Origin of the sequence: Prevotella sp. AGR2160 (assembly GCF_000424185.1) — a bacterium.
Taxonomy (GTDB): domain Bacteria; phylum Bacteroidota; class Bacteroidia; order Bacteroidales; family Bacteroidaceae; genus Prevotella.
The window spans coordinates 15953-33189 of record NZ_AUJK01000011.1; the positions used below are offsets into that span (position 1 = coordinate 15953).

The following is a 17237-nucleotide window of genomic DNA, read 5'->3' on the forward strand; positions in this document are numbered from 1 at the left end:
ACGGTAAATTATTGTTTGTTCTCTCTAGGGGTTGGAAAGAATAAAAAGGGGTGAAACGCAAGCCTCACCCCTTTCTTATATGTTTAGAAGAATTACTTCTCGATAGCAGCTACACCCGGGAGGACTTTACCCTCGATAGCCTCGAGGAGAGCACCACCACCCGTAGAGATATAGCTTACCTGGTCAGCGAGGCCGAACTTGTTGATGCAAGCCACGGAGTCACCACCACCGATGAGAGAGAAGGCACCTTCCTTCGTAGCCTCTGCGATAGCCTCTGCGATAGCCTTGGAGCCACCGGTGAAGTTGTCGAACTCGAAGACACCGGCGGGACCGTTCCACAGGATCGTCTTGCTGCCCTTGATAGCGTCAGCAAAGGCCTTACGTGTGTCAGGACCAGCGTCCATACCCTCCCATCCGTCGGGGATGTCATTGGAAGGAGCCACCTTTGTGTTTGCGTCATTGCTGAAGTCATCAGCGATGATAGAGTCAGTGCCGAGGACGAGGTTCACGTGGTTCTCCTTAGCCTTCTTCAGCACGTCGAGAGCGACATCGAGCTTGTCATCCTCGCAGATGGACTTACCGATCTTACCGCCCTGAGCCTTGGCGAAGGTATAGGTCATACCACCGCAGAGGATGAGGTTGTCAACCTTTGTGAGCAGGTTCTCGATGATACCGATCTTCGTGGAAACCTTGCTACCACCCATGATAGCGGTGAAGGGGCGCTTGATGTTGTTGAGCACGTTGTCAACAGCCTTTACCTCTTTCTCCATGAGGTAGCCGAGCATCTTGTGGTCTTTGTCGAAGAACTCATCGATGACAGCCGTAGAAGCATGCTTGCGGTGAGCGGTACCGAAAGCGTCCATGACATAAACGTCAGCGTAGGAAGCGAGCTTCTGAGCAAACTTCTTCTGACGGTCCTTCATCTCGGCCTTGGCAGCATCATACTCGGGCGTGCCTTTCTCGACACCTACCGGCTTGCCTTCCTCCTCAGGATAGAAGCGGAGGTTCTCCAGCAACAGAGCCTCACCGGGCTTCAGCGCGGCAGCCTCAGCGTCAGCATTAGCGCAGTCCTTGGCGAACTTGACGTCGACGCCCAGAGCCTTGCTGACATTGGGAACGATCTGAGAGAGAGACAGCTTCATGTTGACCTTGCCTTTCGGCTTGCCCATGTGGCTCATCATGATCAGGGCACCACCATCGCTGAGGACCTTCTTCAGCGTGGGCAGAGCACCGCGGATACGTGTCTCGTCAGTGACATGACCATTCTCATCCAAGGGGACATTGAAGTCCACACGTACAATTGCCTTATGACCGGCAAAGTTGAAATCTTCGATTTTCATTTCTTTTTACGTTATAGTTGAGTTTAAAGATTTTCTTTTTTATCCATCTGCAAAATTAACAATTTTCTTTTAGATAACCATCACTTGCAGTCAGTTTTTTTCGCAACGGGTATTATTTTTGAAAGAAAAAGGGCGTTATAGCACACCGAGTTTGCAGAATGTGATGAGGATGGCATATCCGATGACCATGCTGACCAGTCCCACGAGTAGCCCGGCCTTTGACATGTCTTTCTGCTGGATGAGTCCGGTGGAGTAGGCGATGGCGTTTGGCGGTGTGGAGATGGGGAGCGTCATAGCACAGCTGGCGGCGACGGCGATGCCGATGAGCACGGTCGGTGTGCCACCGATGGGCAGCAGGGAGTCACCCATGCCCTGACAGACGACGGTGAGGATCGGGATGAGGAGAGCTGCCGTTGCCGTGTTACTGATGAAGTTGGACAACAGGTAGCAGATCAGTCCGCTGACGATGAGGATGACAAGTGGATTCCAGGAGGCGAAGGGAATGCTTTTCACGGCTGTCTCTGCGAGGCCCGTACCGTTCATGGCCAGTCCGAGGGCGAAGCCGCCGGCGACCATCCAGATCACGCCCCAGTCGATGTCCTTCAGGTCTTCCGCCGTGATGACACCCGTGACGGCGAAGACGGCGATAGGGAGCATGGCGGTGGTGTTGGCGTTGACACCGATATATTTACCACAGATCCAGAGGATGATGGTCACGAGGAAGGTGATGGCGACGACCCATGTGCGCCAGTTCCACTCGGTGTGGGTCTCGATCTTGATCTCTATCGTTTTCTGTGAGAAGGGGAAGAGTTTCTTGACGATGAACCAGGCGATGAAGAGCATGATGATGACCATCGGAGCCATGATCAGCGCCCACTGTCCGAAGGAGACCCCCATGCCGAGGTCGTTGAGGGTCTTGAAGGCGAAGGCGTTCGGCGGCGTGCCGATGGGCGTGCCCATGCCACCGAGGTTCGCTCCGATAGGGATGGCCATGGTCAGGGCGATGCGTCCCTTGCCGTTGGCAGGAAGGGCCTTGAAGACGGGCGTGAGGAAGGTGAGCATCATGGCCGCCGTAGCGGTGTTGGAGATGAACATCGAGAAGATTCCCGTGATGAGCATGAAGCCCAGGAGGACGGACTCACTCTTGTTGCCGAAGGGCGTGATGAGGGCCTTGGCCATGACGGCGTCGAGGCCTGATTTCGTGGCGGCGATGGCGATGATGAAACCGCCGAGGAAGAGGATGATCGTCGGGTCTGCGAAGCAGGCCATAACGCCTTGGTAGTCGAGCAGCTGCCCCGATGCGCCCTCACCCTGCATGAAGTTGAAGGCCGAGGAGGAGACGAAGAAGAGGAGTACGAAGATGATGCCCACGGAGGTTGCCCATGCCGGTATAGCTTCCGTAAGCCAGAGCATGACGGCCATGACGAAGATGGCGATGACGCGCTGCTGGATGACGGTAAGGCCGGCGATGCCGAAGACATCAGCGGGGAGGTTCCACACGATGAGAGTGACGATGGCGGTAATCAGGAAGAGGAATGCTTTCCGCTTGTTGAAGTCGCCGTGAAGTACTTTTTTTACGGTTCCCATAATAGTATTGTTTAGATTTTTATAGCCTTAAGTCTACAGCATTTTCCCTTTGTCGAGGATGGTGATATCCTTGCCGTTAACGGCGATGGCACCGGATTTCTCGAAATCGGCGATGACACGCATGAGAGAGTATTTCTGAATGCCGAAGCTGTCGGCAATCTCCTGGCGTGAGCGATAGAGGGTGATGTGCATGCTCTTCTGTTCCCGTGCACGTTCGAGGAGGAGGTGGGCCACTTTCTCACGGACGGTGAGCAGGCTCAGGAAGCGCAACTTCTGTGTCAGGAAGACATCGATGTTGGAGAGCATCCTGAGGAAGTTCGTACGTAGTTGCTCGTTGTCGTCGATGAGGCTTTTCATCGTATCAACAGAGAGACGGAATATGCGGGCTTTCGTCGCCGTCTCTACACTTACGGGCAGCGAGTGGTCTTTGGAAAAGATAAAAGCAGGTGCAATCATGTTGCCGGGACGCAGCCGACTCACTTCTACTTGCTTTCCCGAGAGTGACGACATACGGCATACAAGGATACCGTCGAGGATGATGTCGGCATACCGACAAGGCATCCCCGCCAAGGCATAGATGTCATTACGATTGTATTCCACGATTCGAGACTTGGCGCCCATGAGTGTCAATTCTATCTCCGGTTTAGACATATCGGCGAAAAGGGGACATTGGCTGAGTATTTCGATTGTTTTGTCTTCCATATTGATGTGTTGATTAAAAACACTACAAAATTACGTCTTTTTTCGGGAAAAACAAAGAATTAACGGAGTTTAACGCCTTACGGTCACATTTGTTATTACATTGTCATAGAATACGTTGTATATTTGCACCATGTAGGGACATGATTCATCATGCTCCTCTCTAACGAACGTATAACAATGAGTATTCGTATTAAGCGAGTTTATTTACCTGCAGCCGCCGACGATGGCTTCCGTATCCTCGTCGACCGGTTGTGGCCGCGTGGCATCAAGAAGGTTGATGCCCATGTGGATCTGTGGCTGAAAGAAGTCGCGCCGAGCAATGAGTTACGGAAATGGTTTGCCCACGACTCGGAGAAATTCCCCGAGTTTGCCGAGCGTTATCGCAGGGAGCTTAAGGACTCGGGTGGATTACAGAAGTTCCGTGCTGCCCTCTCCGGACATCCCGTTGTGACGCTTCTTTTCGCGGCTAAAGACGAAGAACATAACAATGCCGTGGTGTTGAAAGGATTGGTGTGACTCGGAAATGAGTAGGTGGCCGCCATGTTGCGGCCACGCACCCACATTGGTGGCGGATCATGATAAATCATGTCCCTACATGCGGACCATGATAAATCATGTCCCTACAGTTCTATCTGTGCGGAGTATTCTTCCTCGCTGAGGGTGTAGCGCTCGTCATCGTTGTAGACATTGTCGAGATCGAAGAGATCCTCGTCATGCATTTTCGGTTTCCGTTTCATAGTTTATCCTCCTATTGTTTTAAAAGGTTGTTGTTTAGTTTTCTTGTTGCAAATATAGCAAAAGAAATTGGAAGTTCCGAATTTTTTTAATAAATTTGCATAAAAATTTTATCAATCCTATTTGTAAGATGACAGTAGACGAATACCGGGAGGCTATCCTCCAAGAAATCCTTGCTGCCCGCGATGAAGCGGGTGAGCCCCTTTGCGATGAGAAGACAGCGCGTGACATGCTTTCTGTACTATCAGACACTGATTTGGAAATGGGCATGCCGTTCAATACACCGGCGGAAGTAGCCCGGACGGTATTGGAATCGTTGTGATCAGGGCGGATCATGATGAATCATGTCCCTACAGCGGATCATGATGAATCATGTCCCTACGGATGCCAGAGGATTTCCACCAGACGTGGAATGGCATAGTCCTTGATTTGATCTTCCCGAATCCAAATGTAATCATTAGGAAGAGAAGGGCGCTCTTCCATGTCAATGACATAGCTGTCGGCCCAAAGGATGCGATGGGTCAACACGTGTTTCACTTGTTCGTGTGTTTTTGTCCATACTCCTTTCCAGTTGGGTAGTTTGATCTTTTTACCTTCCAAAAGGAACGGCTCCCATAGGCCTTGCCAGATATCGCCCTTGCCACGCTGGTGCAAGGCAACATATCCTTTACACCTTATTATAATATACGTCATCCACCGTTCCTTCACTGTTACCGTCTTGTTCTTCACAGGTAGGTCGGCGACACGTCCCTCCCGTCTCGCCACACACTGTTCTACGAACGGACACTCGTCGCAATGAGGATCACGGGGCGTGCAGATGGTGGCTCCGAGGTCCATCATCGCCTGGTTGAAATCATCGGGACGGTCCTGGGGTACAAGATTTTGCGCGATTTCCTTAAAGAGTTTTTTGCCCTCTGTACTGTTGATGGGCGTGTCGATACCTTCGATGCGACTGAGTACGCGGTAGGCATTGCCGTCAACGGCAGCTACGGGGATGCCATAGGCAAAACTGGCGATGGCGGCGGCGGTATAGTCGCCGACACCCTTCAACTTTCTGATCTCGTCATAGGTATCGGGGAAATGTCCGAGGGCGACAATCTGCCTGGCTGCCGTATGGAGGTTACGGGCACGGGAGTAGTAGCCAAGTCCCTGCCATTGTTTCAGCACCTCATCCTCCGTGGCGGCGGCAAGGTCGTCAACAGTAGGCCATGTGGCGAGCATGCGTTGCCAGTAGGCAGTACCTTGGACGACGCGTGTCTGTTGGAGGATGATCTCGCTGAGCCAGATGGCATAGGCGTCATGACGGTGGCGCCATGGCAGGTCCCGTCCGTTGGCGTCGAACCACCGCAAGAGTATTGGTGTGAAAGAATTTTGATCCATGAATTATGATAATATGATGCAGCGCCAGTCGCCGCGGGCTTTCTGATCGACAACATGAAGGCCGAGCTTCAGTCCTTCCGCCTCCAGCAGCGGGATGTCCTCCTCATAGAAACCACTGAGGATGATCTGTCCGTCGGGCGCCAGCACATCCTTGAAAGCCTTCATGTCCTGGAGAAGGACATTGCGGTTGATATTTGCCAGAACGATATCGAAGAGGCCGCAGACATGGTTGAGCACGGAGGCTGTACCATGGTAGATCTCCATATTCTTCACGCCGTTGAGTTCGGCATTATGCTTTGCGTTCTCCACGCTCCATTCGTCGATGTCATATCCTACGACTTCCTTGGCGCCGAACTTCGCGGCAGCGATACCGAGGATCCCCGTGCCACAGCCGCAGTCGAGAACGCGCTTGTCTTCAAGATTCTCATGGAGGAGGGTAGCGATGATCATCTGCGTCGTCTCATGGGTTCCCGTGCCAAAGGCTTGACGGGCCTCGATGCCGAGGGCGATATGATCGCCCTCGGGAGCCGGATAGCTCTCGGGATGACGGGCATCGTAGATCACCACGGTGTCGTCGACGACGATGGGGGCGAAACCGGCCTCCTCCCAGGTGGCGTTCCAGTCCTCGTCGGGAGCCTCACTGACCTCATAGGTCACCGTGACGCCGTCGAGACCGTTCTCGTCGATGGACTGCCGCAGGGCCGTCTCGTCGAACAGCTCCTGTTGTACATATCCGTTCATGCCGTCGGCGGTATCCTCAAACGACTCGAAACCGTCGGCTGCCACGCTGTCAGCGAGGAGGTCCTTGACGATCTGGCACTGGTCGGGATTACCGTTGAAATGGAACTTTACAATGTAGTATTTCATCTTTTTAATTTTTTTATGTTGCAAAATTAAAAAAAATAGGGAAAAACCTATCATGGTTTAGGGTTTTTCTGTAAATTTGCATTGAAAAAGGTACTATATTTGCACCTAGAAAAAGAAAAATACTTGAGATATGAAAAAGATAGTTTTACTGTCAGTCCTCTTGGCAGCCCTGCCATTGACCAATGTCATGGCCCAGGACGACGATCTTTATGTCTTCAAGACCTCGAAGGCAAAGGACGTGGCGAAAGGTTCTTACGAGCCCGAGCCGGTGTACGCAACCGGTAAGATGCGCGACGTGGACGAATATAACCGTTATGGCCGTCCGATGAGCAGTGTCCAGAAGATCATGAAGGATTCTCTGGGCAATGATGTCGTGATGTTCGACCTCGGCAAGGGTGTCGCCGCTGACACGAGTTATACGGCCAATGACATCCTCGAGAAATACCTCCGCAGTTACAACGAGGATAACGACTATACCTATACGCGCCGTATGGGCTACTGGGACGGTTACTACGATCCGTGGTTCGCTTCCCGCTATTATTGGGGACCGTACGCCTGGCGCTGGGGATGGTATAACGATCCTTGGTACTGGGGCTATGACGGCTGGTATGATCCGTGGTATTACAGCTACGGCGGCTGGTACGATCCGTGGTATTGGGGGTATGGCTACGGCCCGTACTATTGGGGCTACGGTGGCTGGTATGATCCGTGGTATCGTCCCTATTGGGGCGGCGGCTTTGTCGTGAACTATGGCGGAGCAAACTCAGGCGGATATACAGGCCAGCGTACGTGGAACTCCGGACGGACCTATGGCAGTTACCGCAATGGCAGCAGATATAGTAGTCAGGACAATACCTATACGCGCTACAGCAACAGCAACCGCTCCTTCGGCAACCGTACGTATAACAATAACACCACGACGAGTAACAGCAGCTTTGGTGCCCGTTCCTATGGTGGCGGTTTCAGCGGCGGCAATGCCGGCGGCGGCTTCTCCGGCGGTGGCGGCTTCGGTGGCGGCCATACCGGTGGCGGCAGTTTCGGTGGCGGTCATTTCGGTGGTGGCCACAGATAATATACAATAAGGTGTACGAAAAAAACTATCAGCAAAATGAAAACGAAATATGCTTTGATCATGTCGGCTGCTCTGCTCTGTGCAGCACCGGTAGCCGCACAGGAGACTTACCAGGACACGAAGCTCATCGAGAATGAACTCAACGGTACAGCACGTTATGTCGGTATGGGTGGTGCCATGGAAGCCCTTGGTGCCGATATCTCCACGATGTCGACGAACCCGGCCGGTATCGGTCTCTTCCGTCGCTCTCAGGTCTCCCTCTCCGGCGGCCTCGTGGCTCAGTCGGGGGAGAACACGAGAATCTACAATAATCTCGGTGAGATGGCCTCTATCAATGGTAACAAGACGAATGCCAGTTTTGACCAGGTCGGTTTCGTATGGTCGCAGCGCACGGGACGTAACTCCTTCCTCAACCTCGGCTTCAACTACCATAAGAGTCGTAACTTCGACCAGATCCTTACGGCTGCCAACAGCCTGAGCTATGCGTCATTGAACAAGCTCACTGCTATCAAATATGACGGTGGATTGGCTCAGCAGGGGAGTATGGCTTGGTCAGGCCTTGATAATTCCTATGCTTCCTTGTTGGCCAAGAATACAGATGCTACGACCGGAACGACAAGCCTGGACTATTTGAATGGTACAAACTATATGTTCGGCCAGTATCAGAAGGGTTATATCGGTGAGTACGACTTCAACATCAGTGGCAATATCCACGACCGCGTCTACCTCGGTTTGACCTTCGGTATTCATGATGTCAACTACCGCAGCAACAAGTATTATACAGAGGATTTGGAAAACAGCACCTTTAGTGAGAACCGGGAGACCTTGAAGATTGACGGAACGGGCTATGACGTGAAGTTCGGTGCCATCTTCCGTCCTTTCGAGGAGTCTCCGTTCCGTATCGGACTGTATGTTAATACGCCGGTATTCTATGATCTGACGATGAAGGGTACCACAGATGTAACATTGCTGGGCTCTAACGTGGGTGATTATGGTGATCACTGCGATTACGACTTCAAGGTCTATACCCCTTGGAAGTTCGGTGTCAGTCTCGGTCATACCATCGATCAGGTCCTGGCCCTCGGTTTCACCTATGAGTATTCCGACTACAGCGCAGTCGACAACCGCATCAACAACGGTACCTATGTCGGCTGGTATGGTGAGACCTACGACTCCAGTGAGAGTGATGACGTGATGAACGACAATGCCGATGCCGTCCTTAAGGGAGTTCACACGTTGAAGTTGGGTATGGAGTTTAAGCCTGTACAGGATTTCTCCGTTCGTATCGGTTACAACTATGTATCCCCGCAGTTTAAGGAAAGTGGCTTCCGTGATCAGAGTATCCAGTCGCCCGGTGTCGGTTATGCCACGAGTGCCGACTATACCAACTGGAAGGCTACGAACCGCCTGACCTGTGGTCTGGGCTATACGCATCAGAATTTCTCCGTTGACCTCGCTTATCAGTATGCTCAGACGGATGGTGACTTCTATCCTTTCATGAGTTATGATGGTGACAAGGAGGCTGCGAACAACAATATCGCAACGGGCTCCAAGGTCAGTTTCAAGCGCAATCAAGTGCTGCTGACGCTGGGTTACCGGTTCTGATCGGATCCCATCATTTGCGAATGAATCCGTTGCGTGGCCACAACATGGTGGCCACCTACAAGCGGATGTGAAAAGTCCCCGACGACAACGAGAATTGCCGTCGGGGATTTTTTTTTTGAAAAAAAGCGACGAAAGATTTGGAATGTTTACAAAAATATGGTATCTTTGCAAAATAAAACAAATTATTAGTTTAGATCAGGAAACGAATGAAAAGTAACGAAGCTATTGAGCGCCTTGAGCGTATAGGGTTGCGTCCCTCCGTTCAGCGCCTCTCCATCATGGAGTATCTGCTGACCCATCCCATTCATCCTACTGTAGAGGATGTTTATCAAGCTCTCGTCCCCGAGATTCCCACGCTCAGCAGGGCTACCGTTTACAATACGCTGCGCCTCTTCTCGGAGAAGAAGGTAGCACAGATGATCACCATCGATGACCATCGTGTGTGCTACGACGGGAATATTACTCCCCATGTCCATTTCTTCTGTAAGGAGTGTGGTAAGGTCTATGACCTCTTTGATGAGAATGCCCCGAGTCTGAAGCGTCCGAAACTCATTGACGGTAATATGGTCGATGAGGAGCAGCTTTACTATAAGGGTATCTGCAAGGACTGCATGGCGAAAAAAGCGAACAACTAGTTACACTATACAATAACATTTTAAACCAAAAGCATTATGAAGAAGAAGTTTATTTGTACCGTATGCGGTTACATCTATGAAGGCACCGAAGCACCTGAGCAGTGCCCTATCTGCAAGGCTCCTAAGAGCAAGTTCAAGGAGATGGAGGATGTCGATACCGATCTCGACCTCGCCACGGTTCACTACCTCGGCGCCGCCTATAAGGAGGGTGTCAGCGAGGAGCTCATCAAGCACTGCAAGGATACTTTCGCCGGTGAGTGCAGTGAGGTAGGTATGTATCTCGCTATGGCCCGTCAGGCAGACCGTGAGGGATATCCTGAGGTAGCCCGTGCTTTCGAGCACTATGCTTACGAGGAGGCTAACCACGCCAGCCGTTACGCTGAGCTCCTCGGTGATGTTCTCGGCACGACGAAGGAGAACCTCGAGGCTCGTATTGTTGCTGAGCAGGGTGCTTGCAAGGAGAAGTTCGAGATGGCCAAGAAGGCTAAGGCTGAGGGTAACGACACGCTCCATGACACCATCCATGAGATGGCTAAGGATGAGGCCCGTCATGCTGCAGGCTTCGCCGGACTCTATAAGAGACTGTTTAAATAAGGCCTCACCTCCAACCCTCCCCAAAAGGGAGGGGAGTTATTTGTCTCTTTATCGTCGGAACATGATTTATCCTGTTCCGCCACATCAAAAAAAAAGCGTACCAAGCATCCGTACAGTTCGTACCAACGCTTGGTACGCTTTGTACAGATAGTCTGTACAATTGTTAAAAGCTTTGTTTTATTTCTTTTTCTTGCGACTGCATTTCTCATAGAAGGGACAGCCGGCGCAGCCATAGTTTTTATATCGGATATTTTCCTTGATTTCCTGATAAGCCTTGTAACCGGCATAGATCACAGCCAAAGCTACGATTATGCCCACGATCATGTACTGTATTGTCATAGTTCTTTACTTTTTTACTTTTTTACTTTTCCTAAAGAGGTCCCGGAATCCATTGAAGTCTTTCTTGATGATGAATCCGAGGCCCTGCGTTGTCAGACTGTTGCGCGTGAAATAGCGGTCGTTCGTCTGATTGTATACGCGGATGGCGAAGTTGCCGTTAGGCGTGAGAAGATAACGCAGGTCGAAATCACCGATGAACGATGGCGATGCGTTATTCTTGCTGTCCCTGTAGCCGAACTGTCCGTTGAAGAGCAAGCGGTTGTTGAAGAGAGAACCATTGAGGATGCCCTCATACTCCGCATTGTTGAATCCCTCGTCACCCGTAGAGATATTGGCACCGACATTGAAGTTGGTGTTGTTCATCACGGTTGAGAGGACATTATTCAACTGTTGTGAGAGCGTACCGGAAAGGATACTCTGCATAGCCAGCGACGTCTGACTCTGTTGTTGGTTCTGTTCAGCGAGGGCGTTGTTACTGCCCTGGGTCATGAAACGGCCGACGGCCAGGAGGTAGAGAACCTGTTGGTTCATTTCTTCCTCACCATTGATGACCGAGAAGACCATCTGTCGGGCGTCATTGTCGAGGGTCGGCGTGTCAAGGCCGAAGTCGACATGTGGCTGTCCCGTTGTCCCCGAGATATTCATCAGGCAGTTCACCTTGATGTTATTCTTCGAGAAAGAATTTCCGAGTTGGAGGTCGGAGAGCGGGACACTGTTGACGGTATAGACAGCCTGCAAATTCAGTGCCGCCTTGAAGGGATCACCGCCGAAAGCAATGGTACCGCCGGGTTGGAAATGGAAGTCCTTGCGGATTACATTCTGAACGGTGAGTCGGTAGATTCCTCTGTCAACATTGTAGTTGCCGAACATATCGAAGCTGCCTTTGTTAAACCAGTTCGCCTTGATACTTCCTTCACCGTTGAGTGATATATAGTCGTTGGTCGTAGGATCCGTGATTACTTTCAGGGTTAAGTCTGGTGTGCAATCAATGAGAAAGTTGATATGCAGATCACTGGGAATGTCAGGCACATTGTCACGTTGTAACCCGTTGTCCGTAACAATTGTGTCCGTTTTTGGCGTGGCATCATTCCAGTGAATGAAATCACTTGACCCGACCTCTCCGGTAGAGGCCGTGTTATAGCTGAAAACAGAACCTTTCTCGGGACGGACGTGGATGTCGATGTCCGTCTCCCCACTGACACCATGAATCTTGCACGTTCCCGTGGCCCATACCACACCGCAATAACTATCGTCCTCGAAGGTGGGACGGTTATAGCATAGCAGGTTTTGGGCATTGATCTGAAGATCGTAAGTCAGTCTGGCGAGGTTATGATGATGAATAGCACCCGTGACGAGGCCCTTGTGGCCTTGGATATCTCTGATGGTGTCGCCGGTGAAGATGATCTCGTTGGGGATACAGTGTATGGGTGCATGGTCCAGCCAATAGTCGGTATTCGTCGATTTAATATGGAGGGAGCCTGTGGCGTTCAGATCACCCACGAGGTTGATGGCACTGAGTTTACCGACGAGGTCCACTTCTCCATAGCCTTTTGCCTTGACATCACTCAGGAAGCCGGAGCCGAAAGAGTTCATGAACGCCAACGGCGTACCATCAGCCTTAATAGCGAGATTGATGGCGTCATGGGCCGGAGAGATGTAGCCGTTGATATGAGTTGTAGCCCCGGGACCATCCACCGCTGTAGACTGTAGTTCAATGCGTCCTTTCTCCTGGTTATAGCTGGCATGGGCTTGTAGCGTACCCATCTCTCCCTCCTCAAATGTGAAGTCTTCCACGCGGAGGTCTGCGGCAGCCTCCGGATGTCTGAAGGCAGAGGTGATATAAACTCGTCCGGACGCTTTGCCTCCGAAGTCGACGGAATGGAAGTTGACGAGATTGAGAATATAGTCGACATCGACCTGTTGCAGATCGACAAAGACAGAGTCTTGGGCGTTGTTCGTTGCTTGTCCGGAGACCATGATATGCTGGTTACCCCTTCCGAGCGCGAAATGATCGATCTGTAACCGGTCTTTCTCAAAGAGGATATCCCCCGGTTCGATGTTCCAGGTAGTATCTTTGATCATCAGTTCACTGGGATGGATGACGATATGGGCGGCATCACGCCCTCTCTCACTCCGGTAGAACTGGGTATGGGTAGACAGACTGCCACGGATCGGAGTTGTCGTAGAGCCGTTGTTATAGTCGAGCAACGCTCCTAGCCGGTTCTTGGCTGCATCGGCATGGAGGGTGAAGGAGGGACCGGAAGCCAGAGCTACAGATGCTGTACAACGCAGACTGTTGTCCACTGTATGCCCTGTGACGTTGATGTTCTTCAATTCCGTATCTTTCCATTGTAAGGACGGAGCCTCGGCTATGAGTTCTATACGGTTTAAGTGCGTATCGACGAGACCTTCGGCATGAAAGGTTGTTCCGTTCAAGCGCAAGGGAATACCGAAGAGCGCATGAAGCCAGTGGTCATCAGTGATGGTGGTATGGAAGGTGTAGGCTGCCGATGGCTTTTGCTTCGGAATGGTGAGCCCCGGAGCTGTAGGCAGATGATGCTTGATGATGGTCATCACACTTGCTACGAGATCGGTATAGTTGTAATGACCGCTGATCTCTGCGTCAGCGAAGGGTGCTTTTACCTGCAAGGAGGTGTGATAACCGTCATGCTCCGTACGGAGAAGGATGTCCTTCAGGGCGAATGAGGGCTCAGGGATTTTTTCCTTCAACAGCTCTCCCGGCATCAACCGGTTGATCATCGCCGTCAGGGTGTAAGTTCTTGTCGGCAGGGCATAATGTCCTTCGGCATGGAAAGAAGCACGGGGATCGTTGATGGTCACCTTTCCGGATAGAATCTGCCGATGCAAGACTGCGTTGAGGCTGATGTCGCGGTATGTATAGCCGTCGTAGGTGAACCGGCTGATGAGGCCGCGGGCGGTCATGTCGGGATAATCCCGGGGCGTGAAGGTTCCCGAGATGGTGATGGCTGTGGCCAGTGTTCCGAGCTTGTCGTTGGCGAGGACTCTTCCGATATCGAAGTGGGCGGTCTGCAGACGGGCGCCGAACTGTTGCACGCGCTGCCAGGCATTGAGGTGGGCATTACCGGCGGAACTGTGAAGGACACCATTCACGGAGAGAGCGGCGAGCCCGGTATAACGGCCACGCTCTGCGGGAGTACGTGGACTGCGTCCGGCCACCTGTCCTTGGAAATAGACATTTCCCAGACGTGTTATGGCTTCAGGAATACGTAATTGCTTGCCCAGGTCGTTGAAGATGAACTTTATGGTACTGCCACTGGCCGTGAGATGCCTGATCTCTGCCTGCCAGGATGGTGCTTTGAAATGACGTACACTACCGTTCATGGACAGGTTAAAGAGGCCGTTAGCCGTATAAAGGTGCAGCCGCTCCGCTGTTATGCCGTCTTTGTTGCCATGGAGCCGGACGGCGAGATGAAGAGGAGTCTTAAAATGGGACAGCTGGGGGAGGAAAGGCTTGAGGTCGCTCAGCGTCACTACGGAGGGGAGTATGTCCCCTTGCCAGTGGCCACTATTATCGATACGAACGGGCCCCAGCGTCAGTTGGGAGTGAGGTAGCTCAAGGGCGAAATGCTCAATGCGTGTGTCTTGACCTTTGGTGGTAGTGAACAGCACATGGCATTTCCGGATGTCAAGGCCCGACTGTTCGCGCATGGACAGTTTTTTTACTTCCACGGTGACGCTGTTGTCGGTGATTCTCGGTATGACGATATGTGAGGAGATCTCTCTCAGCCACAGATGGTTGGGATTGAAGGAAGCCGAGAGAGCTTTGTCATGGCGGTCATAACGGATACTGCCGTGGCGGAGAATCAACGTACTGATGTGCAGGTCTAGTGGGGTATGTTTTGTCGTGTCTTTCGAGGCCAGTGAGTCGAGGACAAACTGGTAGTTGGGCTTTGCCGTCGCGTTGGCCTTGCTCAGTCGTGCGTCGAGGCCGAAGAGCTGAGCTGAAGAGATGGAGATGCGATTTTGAAAAAGGGGAAGGATATCTACCTTCACGGCCACACGGTTAGCGGCCAACAGTGTATCGCCCTGTTGGTCAAGCATCATGAGGTGGTCAACGATCAGTCTATTGAAGAGTCCGGGATCTACGCGCTCTACAGTCACGGTTGTACCGAACTTCTCAGAGAGCGCATGGGCCACCGTGCTCCCTACCCACCGCTGTACGGCAGGAACGTGGAAGAGAAGGGGTATGGTAAGGAATAGCGCGACGATAACCCAGATCGTCACACGTATGGTATGTTTGATAGCTGTCATGGCTTCGTAGTTTGATAAGTGGCGATGAGGCGGTCTGTACGGTCGCTGTTGCCGCGATAGTAAACGAGCACCTGATAGTCATTGGCCGTTTGATAATAGTTTCCCTCCGAAGGAACGGGGCCTTTCCGTCCTTGTTCATTGACCCACACATACTCGTAGGAATAATAGCCGAGTTTCAGAAGCCATGAGCCTTCATAACATTTCTTCGTCTCATTCCATTTCATCTCGTACGCATCGGAACAACGTGGGGAGGTCCATGAGCCGGCAACATAGATATGGCCGGGAAGATGCGGGGAGAGCAGGGTGAGATGGGTCAGGACATATTCTGAGGTGATATCACTCTCGTTGTTGTCTGAGTTGCGGATCAGAAAACTGCCGTGAGCAGCCTCATCATAAACATAGTTCGGCCGGGGACTGTCGGCGACGACCCATGCGTGATATTCCTTACCGTCCCATGTCATCTGATCGACACCCATGGAGGTGTGAGTGACATCGAGAAGTTCAAATTTGCGGAAAACATTACCGCCATTGAAGATCAACTGTCGGTTATGGTCATAACTCAGTCCGTCGGCTTTCACATATTGCGGTTCAGGATTGACAACAGCCTCATCCCAACGGCCGTTCTGCAGGACGACGACACGGAGTTGACGGCGCCAGTCGGTGATGGCCAGCGATCCGTAGTTGATGCCCATGGAGAGTTGCTGGTAGGAGGTGTTGCAGCCGATATCCGTACAGGTATTCATGGACAGCCCTATCTTGGCTGACTCTTCTGATACCATGAAACAGACACGGAGAACGGGACGGTCATTGTCGTTATCATCAAAGACCGTCAGCCGATAGTTGCCGCTGATCGTTGGCTGACAGCGGTCGTTGGGGATGGATAGGACATAATGAGTATAGAGATGATTCGTCCCTTCGGATGTGGTGACATCATCAATGGTGTTGTCTTCATTGGTGCCTGTCATATAGTCATTGGTGAAGAGATCTTCTGATGTTTTCCAGTCAGCATCGCAATGTTCGAGTTGATAAGTATAACGATGATACTCATGGGTCATATCATCGAATGCGATATTTACGACGTCTCCACTGCCCAGTGTAATGATAGGCAGTTTCGTCCACTGTTCGCCGGCCATTACCGTAACAGAGCGGATAGAGGAAGAGAGTATCTCCTTTTCCTGTGCGCGGACGGTAGTTGCCGTCAGAAGGACTAAGAGACTATATATAATAAGGTGTGATCGCATGTTCATTGTGCAAAAGTACATAAAAATTCAGCGATTTCCAAATTGGACAAACATATTCTTGAATATTTTTCTTATTTTTGCATCATGACAGTGAGAATATATACCCGAAAGGGAGATCAAGGCACCACATCCCTCAGGCTGGGGGAGCGTGTGCCCAAAGAAGATGAGCGTATAGAGGTCAACGGACAGATCGATGAACTCAACGCCCGCCTTGGCATGGCAAAGGCGATGCTGCGTGAGCAGATCGGTGAGGAAGGAACCTACGGAGGAGAGATCGCTTTTATAAATAGTATACAGAGTTCACTGATGGCCGTTATGGCTTATATTGCTGCCTCAGGACAGGAGCCTTTGAACGAGAAACTGTATGAGGACTTTACCGCGGAGATGGAGCGGCGCATGGATCAACTCACGACAATGCCGGCCTTTCATTTCGACTTGCCGGGTCGAAACTCTGTCAATGCGGCCTTTCATCTCGCAAGAACGCAGGCACGTACGGCAGAGCGACGATTATGGGGCCTCAGCAGTCATCAGGAGATCAATCCCGTTATGATGCAGTTTTTCAACCGGTTGAGCGATTATCTCTTTATCCTTGCCGTATCCGTAAAGGGGTGATTAAAATAAATTAACAATAAAAAAGGCAGAAAAGTTTTGATGGTACGGAATTTATTTGTACCTTTGCACTCGCAATTCGGAAAGAGCGGGATTTGGCGCAGTTGGTAGCGCACACGTCTGGGGGGCGCGAGGTCGCTGGTTCGAGTCCAGTAATCCCGACTTTTTCTTAAAAAGCGGCTGAGATAAATATCTCAGCCGCTTTTTTGTTGTTCGCGCAAGTGTTTTCTAAATGCAG

The 17237-nt window shown here is 51.5% G+C and carries 15 protein-coding genes and 1 tRNA gene; 8 read left to right on the forward strand and 8 right to left on the reverse strand.

Annotated elements, in window-relative coordinates; genetic code table 11:
• Positions 1–92: 92 nt before the first annotated feature.
• The 3 genes from G604_RS0108480 to G604_RS0108490 all read right to left on the reverse strand — a co-directional run bounded on the left by G604_RS0108480 (position 93) and on the right by G604_RS0108490 (position 3629).
• Positions 93–1340: a phosphoglycerate kinase gene (locus tag G604_RS0108480; protein WP_028910185.1), complete on the reverse strand. Its 1248-nt coding sequence runs from the start codon at positions 1338–1340 to the stop codon at positions 93–95.
• 135 nt (positions 1341–1475) lie between these two features.
• On the reverse strand, positions 1476–2930 hold the full coding sequence (locus G604_RS0108485; RefSeq protein WP_028910186.1) for an SLC13 family permease: 1455 nt from the start codon (positions 2928–2930) through the stop codon (positions 1476–1478).
• A 30-nt stretch (positions 2931–2960) separates the two neighbouring features.
• Positions 2961–3629, reverse strand: a complete 669-nt coding sequence (locus G604_RS0108490; protein ID WP_028910187.1) for a Crp/Fnr family transcriptional regulator — start codon at positions 3627–3629, stop codon at positions 2961–2963.
• 183 nt (positions 3630–3812) lie between these two features.
• Between G604_RS0108490 and G604_RS0108495 the strand changes: the two genes are divergently transcribed.
• Both G604_RS0108495 and G604_RS0108505 read left to right on the forward strand, forming a co-directional pair.
• Positions 3813–4145 carry a DUF488 domain-containing protein gene (locus G604_RS0108495; RefSeq protein ID WP_028910188.1) on the forward strand — a complete coding sequence of 111 codons (333 nt, stop codon included), beginning with the start codon at positions 3813–3815 and terminating at the stop codon, positions 4143–4145.
• Between the two features lie 349 nt (positions 4146–4494).
• Entirely contained in the window at positions 4495–4686 is a 192-nt protein-coding gene (locus G604_RS0108505; protein ID WP_028910189.1) for a hypothetical protein, read from the forward strand.
• 56 nt (positions 4687–4742) lie between these two features.
• Here the strand turns inward: G604_RS0108505 and mutY are convergent, their stop codons facing one another.
• Both mutY and prmA read right to left on the reverse strand, forming a co-directional pair.
• Entirely contained in the window at positions 4743–5744 is a 1002-nt protein-coding gene (mutY, locus tag G604_RS0108510; protein WP_028910190.1) for an A/G-specific adenine glycosylase, read from the reverse strand.
• Positions 5745–5747: 3 nt separating this feature from the next.
• Positions 5748–6611, reverse strand: coding sequence for a 50S ribosomal protein L11 methyltransferase (gene prmA, locus G604_RS0108515; RefSeq protein WP_028910191.1), 864 nt, complete (start codon positions 6609–6611; stop codon positions 5748–5750).
• Positions 6612–6741: 130 nt separating this feature from the next.
• On the opposite strand from prmA, the gene G604_RS0108520 reads away from it, so the two are divergent.
• The 4 genes from G604_RS0108520 (at position 6742) to G604_RS0108535 (ending at position 10517) form a co-directional block, all read left to right on the forward strand.
• Positions 6742–7683, forward strand: coding sequence for a hypothetical protein (locus tag G604_RS0108520; RefSeq protein ID WP_028910192.1), 942 nt, complete (start codon positions 6742–6744; stop codon positions 7681–7683).
• A gap of 36 nt (positions 7684–7719) precedes the next feature.
• Positions 7720–9288 (forward strand): OmpP1/FadL family transporter, encoded by a 1569-nt coding sequence (locus G604_RS0108525; protein ID WP_028910193.1) that lies wholly within the window; start codon positions 7720–7722, stop codon positions 9286–9288.
• 206 nt (positions 9289–9494) lie between these two features.
• The gene (locus G604_RS0108530) at positions 9495–9923 is read left to right on the forward strand and encodes a Fur family transcriptional regulator (protein WP_028910194.1); all 429 of its coding nucleotides are present in this window, start codon (positions 9495–9497) and stop codon (positions 9921–9923) included.
• A gap of 36 nt (positions 9924–9959) precedes the next feature.
• Complete coding sequence (locus tag G604_RS0108535) at positions 9960–10517, forward strand: NADH peroxidase (RefSeq protein WP_028910195.1); 558 nt, start codon at positions 9960–9962, stop codon at positions 10515–10517.
• Between the two features lie 177 nt (positions 10518–10694).
• Here G604_RS0108535 and G604_RS15255 read toward each other — a convergent pair whose 3' ends face one another.
• Genes G604_RS15255 through G604_RS0108550 form a run of 3 tightly spaced genes read right to left on the reverse strand, consistent with a single transcriptional unit; the run spans position 10695 to position 16390 of the window.
• Entirely contained in the window at positions 10695–10856 is a 162-nt protein-coding gene (locus G604_RS15255) for a FeoB-associated Cys-rich membrane protein (RefSeq protein WP_155941899.1), read from the reverse strand.
• A gap of 6 nt (positions 10857–10862) precedes the next feature.
• On the reverse strand, positions 10863–15149 hold the full coding sequence (locus G604_RS0108545) for a translocation/assembly module TamB domain-containing protein (RefSeq protein ID WP_081657721.1): 4287 nt from the start codon (positions 15147–15149) through the stop codon (positions 10863–10865).
• Entirely contained in the window at positions 15146–16390 is a 1245-nt protein-coding gene (locus G604_RS0108550) for a DUF5103 domain-containing protein (RefSeq protein WP_036905096.1), read from the reverse strand. Before G604_RS0108550 ends, G604_RS0108545 begins: the two co-directional genes overlap by 4 nt.
• Positions 16391–16474: 84 nt before the next feature.
• On the opposite strand from G604_RS0108550, the gene G604_RS0108555 reads away from it, so the two are divergent.
• Together G604_RS0108555 and G604_RS0108560 are read left to right on the forward strand one after the other, a co-directional pair.
• Positions 16475–17002, forward strand: coding sequence for a cob(I)yrinic acid a,c-diamide adenosyltransferase (locus G604_RS0108555; protein ID WP_155941900.1), 528 nt, complete (start codon positions 16475–16477; stop codon positions 17000–17002).
• Positions 17003–17088: 86 nt separating this feature from the next.
• Positions 17089–17161 (forward strand) — tRNA-Pro (locus tag G604_RS0108560).
• Positions 17162–17237 lie beyond the last annotated feature (76 nt).